Origin of the sequence: Streptomyces sp. NPDC048001, assembly GCF_043203115.1 — a bacterium.
GTDB lineage: Bacteria > Actinomycetota > Actinomycetes > Streptomycetales > Streptomycetaceae > Streptomyces > Streptomyces sanyensis.
The window spans coordinates 86,075-103,829 of sequence record NZ_JBIDBN010000016.1; the positions used below are offsets into that span (position 1 = coordinate 86,075).

The window sequence follows — 17,755 nt, forward strand, 5'->3', positions numbered from 1 at the left end:
TGCGACCAGATTAGTTGAAGAATGAACTTCTTGCCACCGGTAACGCGGAGCGCCCGGGGAGGATTCCCCGGGCGCCGTCCCGTCTTTCCTCGCGCGCCGGCCCGGTGGCCGCCGCGCGGTCGCTCAGCCGTACATCCGCCGCATCGCGAAGTCCACCATCTGCTCGACGGCCTTGGCGTCGAAGACCATGCGGTGCTCCCCCTCCATGTCGAGGACGAAGCCGTACCCCGTCGGGAGCAGGTCGATCACCTCGGCCCCGGTGATCACGAAGTACTTGGACTCCTTGCCCGCGTACCTCCGCAGCTGCTTCAGGGAGGTGAACATGGGGATGACCGGCTGCTGCGTGTTGTGCAGCGCGAGGAACCCGGGGTTGTCCCCGCGGGGGCAGTACACCTTGGAGGTGGCGAAGATCTGCTGGAAGTCCTCGGCGGACATCGCCCCGGTGGTGAAGGCCCGCACCGCGTCGGCGAGGGAGGGCGGCGACGGTTCCGGGTACAGCGGCTGCTGCCCGTAACCGGGCTGCTGCGGCACGTACTGCTGGGCGCCCGGGGGCTGGTCGTAGCCGTACATGTGCGCAAGGGTACCGACTGCGAGCGCCCCGCGGGGGCCCCTCCCGCACTCCGCCCGCACCCCTCGGGGCGCCCGCGGGAACCGGGTCCGGTGCGCGAGCCGTGTCACAGATGACCGGGTGGGGCTTGCATCTTATTACCGGTCGGTAGCATCATCGAAGCTACTAACTGGTACATGGACCACCCGTCCATCTCCCGATTGCTTACGGAGCCGTCGCCATGGGGCACTACAAGTCGAATCTCCGCGACATCGAGTTCAACCTCTTCGAGGTCCTCGGGCGCGACAAGCTGTACGGCACCGGCCCGTTCGAGGAGATGGACGTCGACACGGCGAAGTCCATCCTCGAGGAGATCGCCCGCCTCGCGGAGAACGAGCTCGCCGAGTCCTTCGCGGACGCCGACCGCAACCCGCCGGTCTTCGACCCGGCCACCAGCACCGCGCCCGTCCCGGCGTCCTTCAGGAAGAGCTACGAGGCCTTCATGGACTCCGAGTACTGGCGCCTGGGCCTGCCGGAGGAGATCGGCGGCACCACCGCGCCCCGCTCGCTGGTGTGGTCCTACGCCGAGCTGCTGCTCGGCTCCAACCCGGCCATCTGGATGTACTCCTCCGGCCCCGCCTTCGCCGGCATCCTCTTCGAGGAGGGCAACGAGGCCCAGAAGAAGATCGCCCAGATCGCGGTCGACAAGCGCTGGGGCTCCACCATGGTGCTCACCGAGCCCGACGCCGGCTCCGACGTCGGCGCCGGCCGCACCAGGGCCGTCCAGCAGGAGGACGGCTCCTGGCACATCGAGGGCGTGAAGCGCTTCATCACCTCCGGTGAGCACGACATGGAGGAGAACATCCTCCACTACGTCCTCGCCCGCCCCGAGGGCGCCGGTCCGGGCACCAAGGGCCTCTCCCTCTTCCTCGTGCCGAAGTACCACTTCGACTGGGAGACCGGCGAGCTCGGCGAGCGCAACGGCGTCTACGCGACCAACGTCGAGCACAAGATGGGCCTCAAGGCGTCCAACACCTGCGAGATCACCTTCGGCGACCGCCACCCCGCCAAGGGCTGGCTGATCGGCGACAAGCACGACGGCATCCGCCAGATGTTCATGATCATCGAGTTCGCCCGGATGATGGTCGGCACGAAGGCCATCGCCACCCTCTCCACCGGCTACCTGAACGCCCTGGAGTACGCCAAGGAGCGCGTCCAGGGCCAGGACCTGGTGAACTTCATGGACAAGACCGCCCCCAAGGTCACCATCACGCACCACCCCGACGTGCGCCGCTCCCTCATGACGCAGAAGGCGTACGCCGAGGGCATGCGCGCCCTCGTCCTCTACACCGCCGCCGTCCAGGACGAGATCGCCCTGAAGGAGGCCGCCGGCGAGGACGCCAAGTCCCTGGTCGCCCTCAACGACCTGCTGCTGCCCATCGTCAAGGGCTACGGCTCCGAGCGCTCCTACGAGCAGCTCGCCCAGTCGCTGCAGACCTTCGGCGGGTCCGGCTACCTCCAGGAGTACCCGGTCGAGCAGTACATCCGGGACGCCAAGATCGACACCCTCTACGAGGGCACCACCGCCATCCAGGGCCAGGACTACTTCTTCCGGAAGATCGTCCGCGACCAGGGCCAGGCGCTGAACACCCTCTCCGAGGAGATCAAGAAGTTCCTCGCGGTCGGCACCGGCGGCGAGGAGCTGGCCGGCGCCCGCGACGCCCTCGCCAAGGCCGCCGTCGACCTGGAGGCGATCGTCGGCACGATGACCAACGACCTCATCGCCACCGGCGAGGACGTCAAGAGCATCTACAAGGTCGGCCTCAACACCACCCGCCTGCTGATGGCCTCCGGCGACGTCGTCGTCGGCTACCTGCTGCTGCGCGGCGCGGCCGTGGCCGCCGAGAAGCTGGAGACCGCCTCCGCCAAGGACAGGGCCTTCTACCAGGGCAAGATCGCCGCCGCGAAGTTCTTCGCCGCGAACGTCCTGCCCGGCGTCTCCGTGGAGCGCTCGCTGGCCGAGACCGTGGACGGCTCCCTGATGGACCTGGACGAGGCCGCGTTCTAGTCTCTACCGGTACACAGGCACCAGGCCGCCGCCCGACCCGTCGGGCGGCGGCCCTGTCATGTCAACTGCCCGCAGGCGGCCCACACGGCCTCCCGACCGGGGGCGAGCGCGCAGGGCAACCACCGCCCGCACGCCCCTCGTTAAGGTGAACCACATGAGCAGCAGCGAACCCGCCCCCACACCGGCCGCGAACTCCCCCTTCGACCGCGGCCACACGGACGACCTGATGTCCTTCCTCAGCGCCGCTCCGACCCCCTACCACGCGGTCGCGGCAGCCGCCGAGCGCCTGGAGAAGGCGGGGTTCCGCCAGCTCAGGGAGACGGACGCCTGGGACGGCTCGTCCGGCGGCCGGTACGTCCTGCGCGGCGGGGCGCTGATCGCCTGGTACGTGCCCGAGGGCGCCGCCGCCCACACCCCCTTCAGGATCGTCGGCGCCCACACCGACTCCCCCAACCTGCGGGTCAAGCCGCTGCCCGACACCGGCTCGCACGGCTGGCGCCAGATCGCCGTCGAGATCTACGGCGGCACGCTGCTCAACACCTGGCTCGACCGCGACCTCGGCATCGCCGGCCGGCTCACCCTCCGCGACGGCTCCCACCGCCTGGTCTCCGTCGACCGCCCGCTGCTGCGCGTCCCCCAGCTCGCCGTCCACCTCGACCGCTCGGTCAACACCGACGGCCTCAAGCTCGACCGCCAGCGCCACATGCAGCCCGTCTGGGGGCTCGGCGAGGCCGAGGAGGGCGACCTCCTCCGCTTCCTGGCGGCGGAGTCCGGAGTCCCGGAGGGGGAGACCACCGGCTGGGACCTGATGCTCCACTCCGTCGAACCGCCGGCCTACCTCGGCCGCGACCAGGAGCTGGTGGCCGGGCCCCGCATGGACAACCTGGTCTCCGTGCACGCCGGGACCGCCGCCCTCTGCGCGGCCGCCACCGGCCGCGGCGCCGAGGAGCTGCCCTGCATCCCCGTGCTCGCCGCCTTCGACCACGAGGAGAACGGCTCGCAGTCCGACACCGGCGCCGACGGCCCGCTGCTCGGGTCCGTCCTGGAACGCTCGGTGTTCTCCCGCGGGGGCACCCTGGAGGACCGCGCCCGTGCCTACGCCGGCACCGTCTGCCTCTCCTCCGACACCGGCCACGCGGTCCACCCCAACTACGGCGAGCGCCACGACCCCACGCACCACCCGCGCGCCAACGGCGGCCCCATCCTCAAGGTCAACGTCAACCAGCGCTACGCCACCGACGGTTCCGGCCGCGCGGTGTTCGCCGCCGCCTGCGAGAAGGCCGGCGTGCCGTGGCAGACCTTCGTCTCCAACAACGCGATGCCCTGCGGGACCACCATCGGCCCGATCACGGCCGCCCGCCACGGCATCCACACCGTCGACATCGGCATCGCGATCCTCTCCATGCACAGCGCCCGCGAGCTGTGCGGCGCGGACGACCCGCACCTGCTCGCGAACGCGCTCGTCGCGTTCCTGGAGGGCTGAGACCGGCGCGCCCCCGGCCCCGCCGCACCGGGGCCGGGGGCGCGCGGCCCTACGCCTCCGCGTCCATGCCCGCCAGGACCAGCGGCAGCCGGGCCGAGCCGCCCTCGACCACCCGCACGGGCACGCCCCAGTCCTGCTGGTGCACATGGCAGGCCGGATAGGCGTTCGCGGGATCGTCGTCGCAGGACGCCGCCATCGCCGAGACGTGCAGCACCCCCTCGCCCACCGACGCGTCGACCTCCACCTCCCGGCTCAGGTCCGTCCCCGCGCCCTCACCGGACCGCAGCAGCCCGGGCGGCGTGGAGGAGACCAGCAACCGGGTCGACGGGCCGTAGCGGGTGTCCAGCTTCTGGCCCGCCGGGGCCTGGAAGACCACGTCCACGCGGAGCGTGCCCGGGGCGACGTCCGTCGCCGCCCGCCGGGTGCGGTGGGCGACCGCGTCCACCCGCACCGCCTCCTCGGGAAGCCTCAGCCGGGTCAGCCGGTGCCGGGCGGACTCCACGACCACGATCTCCTCGCCGTCGAGGACCGCGCCGCTCGGCTCGCGCAGATCCGTCGCCAGCGTGGTCACCGCGTCCGCCACCGGGTCGTAGCGGCGCAGCGCGTGGTTGTAGGTGTCGCTCACCGCCACCGAGCCGTCCGGCAGGGCGGTCACCCCGAGCGGGTGCTGGAGCAGGGCCTGCCCCGCCTCGCCGTCCCGGTGGCCGAAGTCGAACAGGCCGGTGCCCACGGCCGTGTGCACGGTGAGCTCCCGGTCGATCCAGCGCAGCGCGGAGGTCTCCGCGTCGGCGATCCAGAGCCGGTCCCCGGCCGCCGCGAGCCCCGAGGGCTGCGCGAACCACGCCTGCTCCGCAGGGCCGTCGACGAGCCCCTCGTTCGTCGTGCCCGCGGCCACCGCCACCGTTCCCGCGGCCGGGTCGTACGTCCACAGCTGGTGGACGCCCGCCATCGCGATCCACAGGCGGTCACCCCACCAGGCCACGTCCCAGGGAGAGGACAGCGACACCTCGCGGGCGGGCCCCGCGACCGGCTCCCCCTGCCACCACTGGCGCCCGGTGCCCGCGAGCAGTTCCACGGCCCCGCTCTCCGGGTCGAAGGCGCGGATCGCGTGGTTGACCGTGTCGGCGACCGCCACCCGGCCGTCCGGCAGCAGCGCGAGCCCCTGGGGCTCGTTGAACACGCCCCGGCCGACCCGGCGGACCACCGTCTCGCCGTCCGCCTCCAGCTCCACCAGCTCGCTGCGGGTGGAGTCCGAGACCAGCAGCTTGCCCGAGGGCAGCCGCAGCGCCTTGCCGGGGAAGCGCAGGTCGGTGGCGACCGGCTCCGGAGGCACGTACGGACCGTCCCCGCGCCGCAGCGTCCCCTTGGCCTCGTGCTCGGCCTCCAGCTCCGTGACGAGCCGCTCGATGGCGTGAGCATGGCCCTCGCCCGCGTGCTGGGCCACCACGTACCCCTCGGGGTCGATCACCACCAGCGTGGGCCAGGCGCGCACGGCGTACTGCTTCCAGGTGGCGAGCTCGGGGTCGTCCAGCACGGGGTGGTGCACCTGGTACCGCTCGACGGCGTCGACGACCGCCCGGTGCTCGGCCTCGTGGACGAACTTGGGCGAGTGGACGCCGACGACGACCACCGTGTCGCGGTGCCTCTCCTCCAGCTCGCGCAGCTCGTCCAGCACATGGAGGCAGTTGATGCAGCAGAAGGTCCAGAAATCCAAGATCAATACGCGACCTCGGAAGTCGGCGAGCTTCAGGTCCTTCCCCCCGGTGTTGATCCAGCCGCCCTTGCCGATCAGCTCGGGGGCACGGACACGGGCACGGCGGCGGGGCGCGGGGGAGGGCGCCGGGGCGGCATCGTTCATGGTTCAAGCTTGCCATTCGCCCCTGGACGCCGGATCACGGCCGTGCGGGCGGGGCGGCGCGGCCCGGCCGGCCGGGCGCGCGGGCCGTTCAGCGCTCGGCGGATACGCCGAGGTGCTTGATCCTCTCGAACGGGTAGGCCCCCATGACCACCACGACCAGGCCGTACAGGGCGAGGGCGACCAGCCCCGGGGTGGAGAGGGACCCGCTCCCGCCGCGCAGGACCACCCTTCCCAGCGGCACCAGCGCAGCGAAGCTCAGCAGCGCGGACCCGGTGCACCAGAAGGCCACCAGCCCGTTGGCGCGCGCCCGCAGGACGGGGTCGGACGCCACACGGGCCGGGACCTCGTAGCCGTTGGCCCGGTCGGGGACCCCGCCCCGGTACCCGGTGCGGGCCGCCAGTGAGCCGGCGACGCCCAGCAGCAGGAAGCAGCCGAAGGCGAAGTAGTGGGCCATGCGCGCTCCTTGGGCCTGCCCCGCCGGGCCTCCACCCGCGGAGGTCCGGCGGGGCAGGACCCGACCGGGCCCGCTCCGCCCCGGCGGTGGATCAGATGGTGCCGAGCTTGATGATCGACAGCAGGGCGATCAGCTGGATGGCCGACGCCCCCAGCGCCTTGGGCCACGGCAGGTCGTGGGACTTGCTCACCATGGAGGTGAACAGCGCGCCCGCGGCCAGCCAGGTCAGCCAACCCACCACCTGGACCAGGGAGTTCTCCCCGCCCAGGAACATCGCGAAGACGAGCCGCGGGGCGTCCGTGAGGGACATGACCAGCATGGAGAGGCCGACCGTCGGCTGCCAGGACCCGGTGCCCCCGATCTGGCGCGCCAGGGTGTGGGTGACCGCGCCGAGGATCAGACCGCCGACGACGAAGGTCACGCCCACGCTCAGCACCGCCGGGACGGCCGTGGAGAGCGTCGCGTTGATCACCTCCTCGCGGGGCTCGTCGAAGCCGAAGAGCGCGAGCAGCCCGTAGAGGAAGGTGACGACCAGGGCCGGTCCCCAGACGGGGTAGTCGCGCATCTGGAGGAAGGTGGGGCCGGGGCGCAGCACGATGCCGCTCAGCAGTTGCTTCCAGTGCAGCCGCGGGCCGGTGGGGGCGGCGGGGGCGGAGCCGGCGCGGTAGGTGGCGCCGTCGCCGTACACGTCGTCGTCCTGGATGCTGAAGGCCCGCGTGTGCCCGGGGTTGTCGGCCGCGGCGCGGTACGGGTCGTGGCCGCCCTGGTGGGCGGGGTGGTGGGGCTCGCCGAAGTACTCGGGCTCCTCGCTCCCGCCGTGCGTCCCGCCCTGCCGGTACGCCTGCGGTCCGCCGGTGTGCTGCCACTGCGGCGGCTGCCCGTACGGAGGCGTGCCCTGGTAGGGGCCGGGCGCCTGGGGCGCCTGGGCCTGCGGTTGTTGCGGGGTGCGGTTGTCCCGGCCGCGTCCGATCCTGAATCCAGCCACGTCATCGAACGTACCCGGTCCGTGCACCGCCGGTGGCCGCGGGTGGGGATCCGGGGGGCCTTTGCGGCCGACCTGTGACATCCCCTAAGGGATGCCCGTGGGGGCGACCGGCCCGGAGTCCGCCGAGGTCAGGCAGGGTCCGGGCCGCACGGGGCGGCTGAGTCGACCTGGGGGAGCCGGAAGCGGTCGTGAGGGACGTCCGGGCCGCACGGGGCGGCCGGGTCGCCCCGTGCGCCGGGTCCGGCGTCCCGCGCCGGGAACGGCACGAGCGGCCGGTCCCGCCCCCGAGGCGGGTCCGGCCGCTCCCCGCCCATGGCGGTGCGCGTGGTGCGCGGTGCTACTTCACCGGCTCCGGCTCCGGGGCGTCCTCCGCCTCGGCCTTGGGCTCCGGGTCGGTCGGCGGGGTCCTGACCGAGTCGAGCAGCAGCTGCGCGACGTCGACCACCTGCAGGGACTCGGGCGCCTTGCCGTCGTTCTTCTTGCCGTTCACCGAGTCGGTGAGCATCACGAGGCAGAACGGGCAGGCGGTGGAGACGATGTCGGGGTTGAGCGACAGCGCCTCGTCCACGCGCTCGTCGTTGACGCGCTTGCCGATCCGCTCCTCCATCCACATCCGGGCACCGCCGGCGCCGCAGCAGAAGCCGCGCTCCTTGTGGCGGTGCATCTCCTGCTGGCGCAGGCCGGGCACCTTGTCCATGATCTCGCGCGGCGGCGTGTAGACCTTGTTGTGGCGGCCCAGGTAGCAGGGGTCGTGGTAGGTGATCAGGCCCTCGACCGGGGTGACGGGGAGCAGCCGGCCCTCGTCGATGAGGTGCTGGAGCAGCTGGGTGTGGTGGATGACCTCGAACTCCCCGCCGAGCTGCGGGTACTCGTTGGCGATCGTGTTGAAGCAGTGCGGGCAGGTGGCGACGATCTTCTTGGCCGACGTGGGCTTCTTCGTCGACTCGTCCTCGTCGTCCTCGCCGAAGGCCATGTTGAGCATGGCCACGTTCTCCTGGCCGAGCTGCTGGAAGAGCGGCTCGTTGCCGAGGCGGCGGGGGGAGTCGCCGGTGCACTTCTCGTCGCCGCCCATGATCGCGAACTTCACGCCCGCGATGTGGAGCAGCTCGGCGAAGGCCTTGGTGGTCTTCTTGGCCCGGTCCTCCAGGGCGCCCGCGCAACCGACCCAGTAGAGGTAGTCGACCTCGCTCAGGTCCTCGATGTCCTTGCCGACGATCGGGACCTCGAAGTCGACCTCCTTGGTCCACTCGACGCGCTGCTTCTTGGCCAGGCCCCAGGGGTTGCCCTTCTTCTCCAGGTTCTTGAGCATCGTGCCCGCCTCGGACGGGAACGAGGACTCGATCATGACCTGGTAGCGGCGCATGTCGACGATGTGGTCGATGTGCTCGATGTCGACGGGGCACTGCTCGACGCAGGCGCCGCAGGTGGTGCAGGACCACAGGACGTCCGGGTCGATGACCCCGTTCTCCTCGACGGTGCCGATCAGCGGGCGCCCGGCCTCCGCCAGTGCGGCCGCGGGCACGTCGCGCAGCTGCTCCTCGGAGGCCCTCTCCTCGCCCTCCGTGTTCTTGCCGCCGCCGGCCAGCAGGTAGGGGGCCTTGGCGTGCGCGTGGTCGCGCAGGGACATGATCAGGAGCTTGGGGGAGAGCGGCTTGCCGGTGTTCCAGGCGGGGCACTGCGACTGGCAGCGGCCGCACTCGGTGCAGGTGGAGAAGTCGAGGATGCCCTTCCAGGAGAACTGCTCGACCTGGGAGACGCCGTAGACGTCGTCCTCGCCCGGGTCCTCGAAGTCGATGGGCTTGCCGCCGGAGGTCATCGGCTGGAGGGCGCCGAGGGCGGAGGCGCCGTCGGCGTTGCGCTTGAACCAGATGTTCGGGAAGCCGAGGAAGCGGTGCCAGGCCACACCCATGTTGGTGTTGAGCGAGACGGTGATCATCCAGATCAGCGAGGTGCCGATCTTGACCATGGCGGTGAAGTAGATCAGCGTCTGGAGGGTGCCGAGGTCCAGTCCGTCGAAGGCGAGGACCAGCGGGTACGACACGAAGTACGCGGCCTCGTAGCCCGCCACGTGGTGGATCGCGCCCTCCAGGCCGCGCAGCACCAGGATGGCCAGGCCGATGACGAGGATCACGTACTCGACGAAGTACGCCTGCCAGGCCTTCGAGCCGGCGAAGCGGGACTTCCGGCCGGCCCGGGAGGGCAGGCTCAGCAGCCGGATGGCCATCAGCACGAGGATGCCGACGACCGTCATCAGGCCGATGAACTCGATGTACATCTCGAAGGGCAGGAAGCCGCCGAGGACCGGGAGCACCCAGTCGGCCTGGAAGAGCTGCCCGTAGGCCTGGAGCAGGGTGGGCGGCAGCGTCAGGAATCCGATCGCCACGAACCAGTGCGCGAAGCCGACGATGCCCCAGCGGTTCATCCGCGTGTGGCCGAGGAACTCCTTGACCAGCGTGGTCGTGCGGGCCTTCGGGTCGTCCGTGCGGCTGCCGGCGGGCACCGGCTGGCCGAGCGTGACGAACCGGTAGATCTGCGCGACCGCTCGGGAGATGAGCGCGACGCCGACCACGGTCAGGGTCAGCGACACGATGATCGCGGCGAGTTGCATGGGAGGCTCCTCGGGCCTGCGAGGGTGGGTGGTCCGGCACTACTACTAAGCGGTAACTTATTTAGTCCGTGCTGAGACTACCCAGTTATTCCGCCGCACTGTAGTTGGGCAGGCGGTGATCTGTGTCGCTCAGGCAACCCTGACCGGCACCGCTCGCACCGCCGGCGCGGGCCGGCGCCCGCGGATCACCGCGGGCACCGTGCGCATCAGGATCAGCAGGTCCAGCCCGAGCCAGTGCTGCTCCACATAATGCAGGTCGAGCACGCCCATTTCCTCCCAGGGCAGCTCCGAGCGTCCGCCGACCTGCCAGAGGCCGGTCATGCCGGGGCGTACCGAGAGGCGGGCGCGGGCCGCCGCCGTGCGTCCCGGGGGGCCCGCCAGCGGCCGGGGGCCGACCAGGGACATCTCCCCGCGCACCACGTTGACCAGCTGGGGGAGCACGTCGAGGCAGCGGCGGCGCAGCAGCCGCCCGGCCGGGGTGAGGGCGCCGTCGCGGGTGGTCCGGAAGGTCAGCATCGTGAAGGTGCGGCCGCCCAGGCCCAGCCGCTCGCTCCGCCGCAGGGCCGGCCCGCCGGACGCCGCCGCGGCCGCGGCGGCGCCCAGGACCAGCGGTGACAGCGCCAGCAGCAGGAGCAGGGCCCCCACGAGGTCGACGGCCCGCTTGACGGGGTGGCCGGTGCCCGTCGACGGCGGGTGCGGGGTGCGCGGGGCCGACCTGGCTGCCATGGGTGCCCGCCCTTCGGTGTCGGGGAGGAGGTCCTGACCGATTTATCCGTGTATGACTCTGGCAGAGGGGTACGGGGCGGGGGATGCGCCACGCGGAGGGCCGGAGGTGCCTGTAAGGGCGGGATAAAAGTTGAGTGCCCTCGACTCAGGTCTGTTGACTCCTCGGGGGTCGTCATGCATCCTTGAGCCAGATCCACTCAAGTCAGGTCAGCTGGAGGAATCGAAAATGGCACGTGCGGTCGGCATCGACCTGGGCACGACTAACTCCGTCGTCAGCGTTCTCGAAGGCGGCGAGCCCACCGTCATCACCAACGCCGAGGGCGCCAGGACCACGCCGTCCGTCGTCGCCTTCGCCAAGAACGGCGAGGTGCTGGTCGGCGAGGTCGCCAAGCGCCAGGCGGTCACCAACGTCGACAGGACCATCCGCTCCGTCAAGCGCCACATGGGCACGGACTGGAAGATCGAGCTCGACGGCAAGACCTTCAACCCGCAGCAGATGAGCGCCTTCATCCTGCAGAAGCTGAAGCGCGACGCCGAGTCCTACCTGGGCGAGAAGGTCACCGACGCGGTGATCACCGTCCCCGCGTACTTCAACGACTCCGAGCGCCAGGCCACCAAGGAGGCCGGCGAGATCGCGGGCCTGAACGTCCTGCGCATCGTCAACGAGCCGACCGCGGCCGCGCTCGCCTACGGCCTCGACAAGGACGACCAGACGATCCTGGTCTTCGACCTCGGCGGCGGCACCTTCGACGTCTCGCTGCTGGAGATCGGCGACGGCGTGGTGGAGGTCAAGGCCACCAACGGCGACAACCACCTCGGTGGTGACGACTGGGACCAGCGCGTCGTCGACTACCTGGTCAAGCAGTTCCAGAGCGGCCACGGCGTCGACCTGTCCAAGGACAAGATGGCCCTCCAGCGCCTGCGCGAGGCGGCGGAGAAGGCCAAGATCGAGCTGTCGTCCTCCACCGAGACGTCCATCAACCTGCCGTACATCACGGCCTCCGCCGAGGGCCCCCTGCACCTCGACGAGAAGCTCACCCGGGCGCAGTTCCAGCAGCTCACCTCGGACCTGCTGGAGCGCTGCAAGCACCCCTTCCACAACGTCATCAAGGACGCCGGCATCGAGCTGTCCGAGATCGACCACGTGGTCCTGGTCGGCGGTTCCACCCGCATGCCCGCCGTCGCCGAGCTCGTCAAGGAGCTGACCGGCGGCAAGGAGGCCAACAAGGGCGTGAACCCGGACGAGGTCGTCGCCATCGGCGCCTCGCTCCAGGCCGGTGTCCTCAAGGGCGAGGTCAAGGACGTCCTGCTCCTCGACGTCACCCCGCTGTCCCTCGGCATCGAGACCAAGGGCGGCATCATGACCAAGCTGATCGAGCGCAACACCACGATCCCGACCAAGCGGTCCGAGATCTTCACCACGGCCGAGGACAACCAGCCGTCGGTGCAGATCCAGGTCTACCAGGGCGAGCGCGAGATCGCGGCGTACAACAAGAAGCTCGGCATGTTCGAGCTGACCGGCCTCCCGCCGGCCCCGCGCGGCGTCCCGCAGATCGAGGTCTCCTTCGACATCGACGCCAACGGCATCATGCACGTGACCGCGAAGGACCTGGGCACGGGCAAGGAGCAGAAGATGACCGTCACCGGCGGCTCCTCGCTGCCGAAGGACGAGGTCGACCGGATGCGCCAGGAGGCCGAGCAGTACGCGGACGAGGACCACCGCCGCCGCGAGGCCGCCGAGAGCCGCAACCAGGGCGAGCAACTCGTCTACCAGACCGAGAAGTTCCTCAAGGACAACGAGGACAAGGTCCCCGGCGACGTCAAGACCGAGGTCGAGACCGCCGTCGCCGAGCTGAAGGAGAAGCTCAAGGGCGAGGACAGCGCGGAGATCCGCACCGCCACCGAGAAGGTCGCGGCCGTCTCCCAGAAGCTCGGCCAGGCCCTCTACGCCAACGCCGCCCCCGAGGGCGCCGCGGCCGGTGCCCCCGGCGGCGAGCAGCCGAAGGCCGACGACGACGTCGTCGACGCCGAGATCGTGGACGACGAGAAGGACACCAAGGGTGGTGCCGCGTGAGTGAGGAGACTCCGGGCTTCGAGGAGAAGCCCGACGTCCCCTCGGGCGCCACACCCGACGACGCCGCGGAGACCGCCGAGTCCCCCGAGAAGGAGGACACGGCGGCCCCGGCAGGGGACGCAGCGCAGACGGCCGGCCTCACGGCCCAGCTGGACCAGGTCCGCAGTGCGCTCGGCGAGCGCACCGCCGACCTCCAGCGGCTGCAGGCCGAGTACCAGAACTACCGCCGCCGGGTCGAGCGGGACAGGGTCACGGTCAAGGAGATCGCCACGGCGACGCTGCTGACCGAGCTCCTGCCCGTGCTCGACGACATCGGCCGCGCGCGGGACCACGGGGAGCTGGTGGGCGGTTTCAAGTCCGTCGCCGAGTCCCTGGAGACCGCGGCCGCCAAGATGGGGCTCCAGCAGTTCGGCAAGGAGGGCGAGCCCTTCGACCCGACCGTGCACGAGGCCCTGATGCACTCCTACGCACCGGATGTCACCGAGACCACATGCGTCGCGGTGCTCCAGCCGGGGTACCGCATCGGCGAGCGCACCATCCGCCCCGCGCGGGTCGCCGTGGCCGAGCCCCAGCCGGGCGCGGCTCCGGCGGGCAAGGAAGAGAAGCAGGCCGACGAGGAGAGCGGTGGCCCCGAGGAGGGCTGACGCACGACACGTCCGGAAGGAGGGACGTCGATGAATACGAAGGACTTCGTCGAGAAGGACTACTACAAGGTTCTCGGCGTCCCCAAGGACGCCACCGAGGCCGAGATCAAGAAGGCGTACCGGAAGCTCGCCCGCGAGAACCACCCGGACGCCAACAAGGGCGACACCAGGGCCGAGGAGCGCTTCAAGGAGATCTCCGAGGCGAACGACGTCCTCGGCGACCCCAAGCGGCGCAAGGAGTACGACGAGGCGCGCGCCCTGTTCGGCAACGGAGGCTTCCGGGCCGGGCCGGGCGCGGGCGGCGGCAACTTCAACTTCGACCTGGGCGACCTCTTCGGGGGCGCCCAGGGCGGGGGCCAGCCGGGCGGTGCGGGCGGCTTCGGCGGCGGTCTCGGGGACGTCTTCGGAGGGCTGTTCAACCGCGGCCCCGGCGGCGGCACCCGCACCCAGCCCCGGCGCGGCCAGGACATCGAGTCCGAGGTGACGCTCAGCTTCACCGAGGCCGTGGACGGGGCCACCGTCCCCCTGCGGATGTCCAGCCAGGCGCCGTGCAAGGCGTGTTCGGGCACCGGCGACAAGAACGGCACCCCCCGGGTGTGCCCGACCTGCGTCGGCACCGGGCAGGTCTCGCGCGGCGGCAGCGGTTCCTTCTCGCTGACCGACCCGTGCGTGGACTGCAAGGGGCGCGGCCTGATCGCCGAGACCCCCTGCGAGGTCTGCAAGGGCAGCGGCCGTGCACGCAGTTCCCGCACCATGCAGGTCCGCATCCCCGCGGGCGTCTCCGACGGGCAGCGCATCCGGCTGCGCGGCAAGGGCGCACCGGGCGAGCGCGGCGGTCCGGCCGGCGACCTGTACGTCGTCGTCCATGTCGACGCCCATCCCGTCTTCGGCCGCAAGGACGACAACCTCACCGTCACCGTGCCGGTCACCTTCGCCGAGGCCGCGCTCGGCGGCGAGGTCAAGGTGCCCACCCTGGGCGGCCCGCCGGTGACCCTGAAGCTGCCCGCGGGCACCCCCAACGGGCGGACCATGCGCGCCCGGGGCAAGGGGGCCGTACGCAAGGACGGCACCCGCGGCGACCTGCTGGTGACGGTCGAGGTCGCCGTCCCCGTGGACCTGGGCGACAAGGCACGGGAGGCACTGGAGTCCTACCGCGAGGCCACCGCGGACGAGGACCCGAGGGCCGAGCTGTTCCAGGCAGCGAAGGGAGCGTGACATGGACGGCCGTCCGGGGCGCAGCCGCAACCCCTACGAACTGACCGACGACTCACCGGTGTACGTGATCTCGGTGGCCGCGCAGCTGTCGGGTCTGCATCCGCAGACCCTGCGGCAGTACGACCGCCTGGGGCTCGTCTCCCCGGACCGCACCGCCGGCCGCGGCCGCAGGTACTCGGCCCGGGACATCGAGCTGCTGCGCACCGTGCAGCAGCTGTCGCAGGACGAGGGCATCAACCTGGCGGGCATCAAGCGCATCATCGAGCTGGAGAACCAGGTCGCCGCGCTGCAGAGCCGGGTCGCCGAGCTGAGCGCGGCCGTGGAGGGTGCCGCCGCGGCCATGCGGCAGCGCGAGGCGCAGGTGCACGCCTCCTACCGGCGCGACCTGGTGCCCTATCAGGACGTGCAGCAGACCGGCGCCCTGGTGGTCTGGCGCCCCAAGCGCCGCGGGGACTGAGCGGGCGGGACGACGACGGACGGCGGGGGCCGGGACGCGGCAGAGCGTCCCGGCCCCCGCCGTCCGTCGTCGCGGGGCGCGTGCCTTCTCGTGTGACGGCCCGCCAGGGCCCCTGGAGGGCCGCTCACGGCCCCCGGCCGGGCCCGGGCGCCTCCGGGTGCCCGGCCGGGGCGCCACCGCGGTGGACGCCCCGTCAGGGAGGCCGAGCACGGGCGCCGGGCGCCGTCCTGCGGAGCGGGTCCCCGGGACCTCAGGCGTCGCTGTTGAGGATGCCGGACTGCGCGATGAGGTAGCCGAGTTGGGCGCGGCTCCCGCTCCCGAGCGCGGCGGCCAGCTTGGCGATGTGCGCGCGGCAGGTCCGGACGTTCATGCCCAGCCTGCGGGCGATCGCCTCGTCCACATGCCCCTCGATCAGCAGTTTGGCGATCGAGCGCTGGACCCCGGAGATGCCGTCCGGGGTGGGCTGGTACGGGGCGTCGTCCATCAGCGGGACCGCCCGCTGCCACAGCTGCTCGAACACCTTGATGAGGTACTCGACGAGCCCGGGGTGCCGCAGCTCCAGGGCGACGCGCCGGTCGTCGCTCGCCGGGATGAAGGCGACGGTGCGGTCGAAGACGATGAGCCGCTCGATCAGCTCCTCCAGCGTGCGGATCTGCGCCTTCCCGGCCGATATCCGCTCCACGTAGGCGAGCGTCCCCTGGCTGTATCTGACGGTGTGCTGGTAGAGAGTCCGGATGCTGACGCCCCGGTCGACGAGCAGCCTGTCTCGTTCCAGCGCCTCGGTCAGGACGTCGGCGCTGCGTCCGCCGCCGGGCTGGATCGTCAGCATCTCCGTGTGGCACTCGGCGGTGGCGAGGTTGAGCGCGGCGTTGATCCGGTCGAACCCCTCCAGCACCGTGATCGCGTGGGTGCTCGCCGGCGCCTGCGCACTGACGGCCATGAAGGGTTCGAAGGTGTCCGTCAGTTCTATCGACAGGCGGCGGCGGTCCAGGATCTCCCGCTCGATCGGGTGCAGACGTTGCGCAAGGGCGACTGACGGCGGAACCGGACGCAACCAGTGGGGATCGTCCGGATCCGGGTGGAGCAAGGCCAATTCGAGCAGGCATGGCGCGGCTTCCACGTCGCTTCGAGCGATTCGTCCCGTGCTGAGCGCGCTGACGTAAAGTCTCGATCCCTCGGTGCACATCTCCGTGACCCCATGGGGATGTGACTGTTTTGTCTCGTTCCTAGGCAATGCTCCACCCCCCAGGGTCCTGTAGCTACAGGAACATGATGCATCGGGGCTGTGGCATTGACATGCCTGCATGGGTCATCGTCTGTGGTGCGGGGGAGAAGAAACCATCAAGTAAGGACGAAGCCGACTATGCGCAAGAGAATGCTTCGCTCGGTGCTTGCCACTGTCTTCTCTGCGACCGTGGTCTTCGGTGCCGCCAGTGCCCTGGACCCGGCCCTGGGCAGTGTCACGGCGGCGGCCGTGCCTCCGCCGGACAGCGGCTGGGACTCGACCCCGATGGACAGTGGCTGGAACTCGGCCGCCCTGGACAGTGGCTGGAACTCGGCCGTGCTGGACAGCGGCTGGAACTCCGCACCGATGGACAGTGGCTGGAACTCCGCCCCGGCGGGTGCAGCAGCATGACCATCCCTCCGGACGACCGTGTTTTCCGGCGCGAGATGGCCTCGGCCTACCGTTCCGGGTGGCATTTCATCGACCTCGTCACGGCCATCCCCCACCGTGGCGACTCGTTGATGGTCACCCTGTTCGGCGAGCCGATCGTCGTCGCGCGCGAAGAGGACGAGGATGTCCGGGCGTACCGGTGCCTTCGTCGGCCGCGAGGTGCACCGCAGCCCGTCCGGTGTGCGATCCGGTACGGAATGATCTTTGTCAACCTCGACGCGCGGGACCACCAGCTCGTCGAAACCGACACCACCGCCACCCCCCGCAGTGCCTGAGCGGTTCCCCCGTCGTTACAGACCGCTCAGGTGCTTCCCCCACACAGCGGCGCCATCGTGGACCTGAAACACGATGGCGCCGTTGTGCTGCCCCCGGACGGGCCCGGCGCAGGCCGCCGCGGCACCGCTCCGGGCGCCGCGCCGCTCAGGTGCGCCCCATCGCCCGGGTGAGGGCGATCTCGATCACGACCCTGTCCGGGTTCGGCCTCGGCGTGCGGCGGTAGCGCGCCGTGTGCCGCGCGACCGCGTCGGCGACCGCCTCCGCCTCGGTGCGGATACGCGCCACGCCCTCCAGCGTCGCCCAGCGCTTCCCCTCCACCTGGCAGACCGCCACCCGTGCCCCCTCCGGGCCGGCCGCCCGTACATGGGCGACCTTGCGGCTGTGCCTGCCCGTGATCACCCGCGCGATGCCCGCCCCGGGGTCGTAGGTGACGCACACCGGGACCATGTGCGGTGTGCCGTCGGGCCGGGGCGTGGTCAGGGTGCACAGCAGGGGCTCGCCCCAGAACTCCAGGTACGAGGCGTGGGGGCTGCGGGGATCGATGGCCATGCCCCGGAACCTATCCCCGGCCGCTCCTCCGGGCGAGCGCGCACCCCCCTGGCGGCTGCCCGGGGCTCCCGGTCCTGCGCGGGAACGCCTCTCCGGCCGACCTTGAGTGCAATCGACTCAACTTTGTGTATGCTGG

At 71.2% G+C, this 17,755-nt stretch carries 15 protein-coding genes and 1 pseudogene; 8 read left to right on the plus strand and 8 right to left on the minus strand.

From position 1 onward, the window contains the following. Positions 1 to 123: 123 nt before the first annotated feature. Positions 124 to 570, minus strand: a complete 447-nt coding sequence (locus ACGF15_RS26415) for an SseB family protein (protein WP_345611679.1) — start codon at positions 568 to 570, stop codon at positions 124 to 126. A gap of 218 nt (positions 571 to 788) precedes the next feature. On the opposite strand from ACGF15_RS26415, the gene ACGF15_RS26420 reads away from it, so the two are divergent. Both ACGF15_RS26420 and ACGF15_RS26425 read left to right on the plus strand, forming a co-directional pair. Then, entirely contained in the window at positions 789 to 2,615 is a 1,827-nt protein-coding gene (locus ACGF15_RS26420; RefSeq protein WP_345611677.1) for an acyl-CoA dehydrogenase, read from the plus strand. Positions 2,616 to 2,769: 154 nt separating this feature from the next. Further along, positions 2,770 to 4,098 carry a M18 family aminopeptidase gene (locus ACGF15_RS26425; RefSeq protein WP_392802503.1) on the plus strand — a complete coding sequence of 443 codons (1,329 nt, stop codon included), beginning with the start codon at positions 2,770 to 2,772 and terminating at the stop codon, positions 4,096 to 4,098. 49 nt (positions 4,099 to 4,147) lie between these two features. Here ACGF15_RS26425 and ACGF15_RS26430 read toward each other — a convergent pair whose 3' ends face one another. The 5 genes from ACGF15_RS26430 to ACGF15_RS26450 form a co-directional block, all read right to left on the minus strand. After that, entirely contained in the window at positions 4,148 to 5,956 is a 1,809-nt protein-coding gene (locus ACGF15_RS26430; protein ID WP_392802506.1) for an NHL domain-containing thioredoxin family protein, read from the minus strand. 88 nt (positions 5,957 to 6,044) lie between these two features. Beyond that, complete coding sequence (locus ACGF15_RS26435) at positions 6,045 to 6,410, minus strand: hypothetical protein (protein ID WP_392802509.1); 366 nt, start codon at positions 6,408 to 6,410, stop codon at positions 6,045 to 6,047. Between the two features lie 91 nt (positions 6,411 to 6,501). Beyond that, positions 6,502 to 7,395 (minus strand): Yip1 family protein, encoded by an 894-nt coding sequence (locus ACGF15_RS26440; protein ID WP_256522539.1) that lies wholly within the window; start codon positions 7,393 to 7,395, stop codon positions 6,502 to 6,504. Between the two features lie 337 nt (positions 7,396 to 7,732). Further along, the gene (locus ACGF15_RS26445; RefSeq protein ID WP_392802512.1) at positions 7,733 to 10,003 is read right to left on the minus strand and encodes a heterodisulfide reductase-related iron-sulfur binding cluster; all 2,271 of its coding nucleotides are present in this window, start codon (positions 10,001 to 10,003) and stop codon (positions 7,733 to 7,735) included. Positions 10,004 to 10,132: 129 nt separating this feature from the next. After that, positions 10,133 to 10,729: a sugar transferase gene (locus ACGF15_RS26450; RefSeq protein WP_392802515.1), complete on the minus strand. Its 597-nt coding sequence runs from the start codon at positions 10,727 to 10,729 to the stop codon at positions 10,133 to 10,135. A gap of 226 nt (positions 10,730 to 10,955) precedes the next feature. Between ACGF15_RS26450 and dnaK the strand changes: the two genes are divergently transcribed. Genes dnaK through ACGF15_RS26470 form a run of 4 tightly spaced genes read left to right on the plus strand, consistent with a single transcriptional unit; the run spans position 10,956 to position 15,119 of the window. After that, positions 10,956 to 12,803 (plus strand): molecular chaperone DnaK, encoded by a 1,848-nt coding sequence (gene dnaK, locus ACGF15_RS26455; protein ID WP_345611660.1) that lies wholly within the window; start codon positions 10,956 to 10,958, stop codon positions 12,801 to 12,803. Further along, the gene (gene grpE, locus ACGF15_RS26460; protein ID WP_345611657.1) at positions 12,800 to 13,447 is read left to right on the plus strand and encodes a nucleotide exchange factor GrpE; all 648 of its coding nucleotides are present in this window, start codon (positions 12,800 to 12,802) and stop codon (positions 13,445 to 13,447) included. Before dnaK ends, grpE begins: the two co-directional genes overlap by 4 nt. Positions 13,448 to 13,477: 30 nt before the next feature. Continuing rightward, a complete protein-coding gene (gene dnaJ / locus ACGF15_RS26465; protein WP_392802519.1) occupies positions 13,478 to 14,662 on the plus strand; it encodes a molecular chaperone DnaJ in 1,185 nt (394 codons plus the stop codon). A 1-nt stretch (position 14,663) separates the two neighbouring features. Beyond that, a complete protein-coding gene (locus ACGF15_RS26470) occupies positions 14,664 to 15,119 on the plus strand; it encodes a heat shock protein transcriptional repressor HspR (protein WP_256522546.1) in 456 nt (151 codons plus the stop codon). A 250-nt stretch (positions 15,120 to 15,369) separates the two neighbouring features. On the opposite strand, the gene ACGF15_RS26475 is transcribed toward ACGF15_RS26470, so the two are convergent. Next, the gene (locus ACGF15_RS26475) at positions 15,370 to 16,305 is read right to left on the minus strand and encodes a helix-turn-helix transcriptional regulator (protein ID WP_376429107.1); all 936 of its coding nucleotides are present in this window, start codon (positions 16,303 to 16,305) and stop codon (positions 15,370 to 15,372) included. Positions 16,306 to 16,506: 201 nt separating this feature from the next. Between ACGF15_RS26475 and ACGF15_RS26480 the strand changes: the two genes are divergently transcribed. Both ACGF15_RS26480 and ACGF15_RS26485 read left to right on the plus strand, forming a co-directional pair. Next, the gene (locus ACGF15_RS26480; RefSeq protein ID WP_345611649.1) at positions 16,507 to 16,755 is read left to right on the plus strand and encodes a hypothetical protein; all 249 of its coding nucleotides are present in this window, start codon (positions 16,507 to 16,509) and stop codon (positions 16,753 to 16,755) included. Then, entirely contained in the window at positions 16,752 to 17,069 is a 318-nt protein-coding gene (locus ACGF15_RS26485) for a (2Fe-2S)-binding protein (RefSeq protein WP_256522549.1), read from the plus strand. The genes ACGF15_RS26480 and ACGF15_RS26485 overlap by 4 nt, the downstream gene beginning before the upstream one ends. 319 nt (positions 17,070 to 17,388) lie before the next feature. Here the strand turns inward: ACGF15_RS26485 and ACGF15_RS26490 are convergent. After that, positions 17,389 to 17,619, minus strand: a pseudogene (locus ACGF15_RS26490) (pyridoxamine 5'-phosphate oxidase family protein); the annotation flags it as partial. Between the last annotated feature and the right edge of the window lie 136 nt (positions 17,620 to 17,755).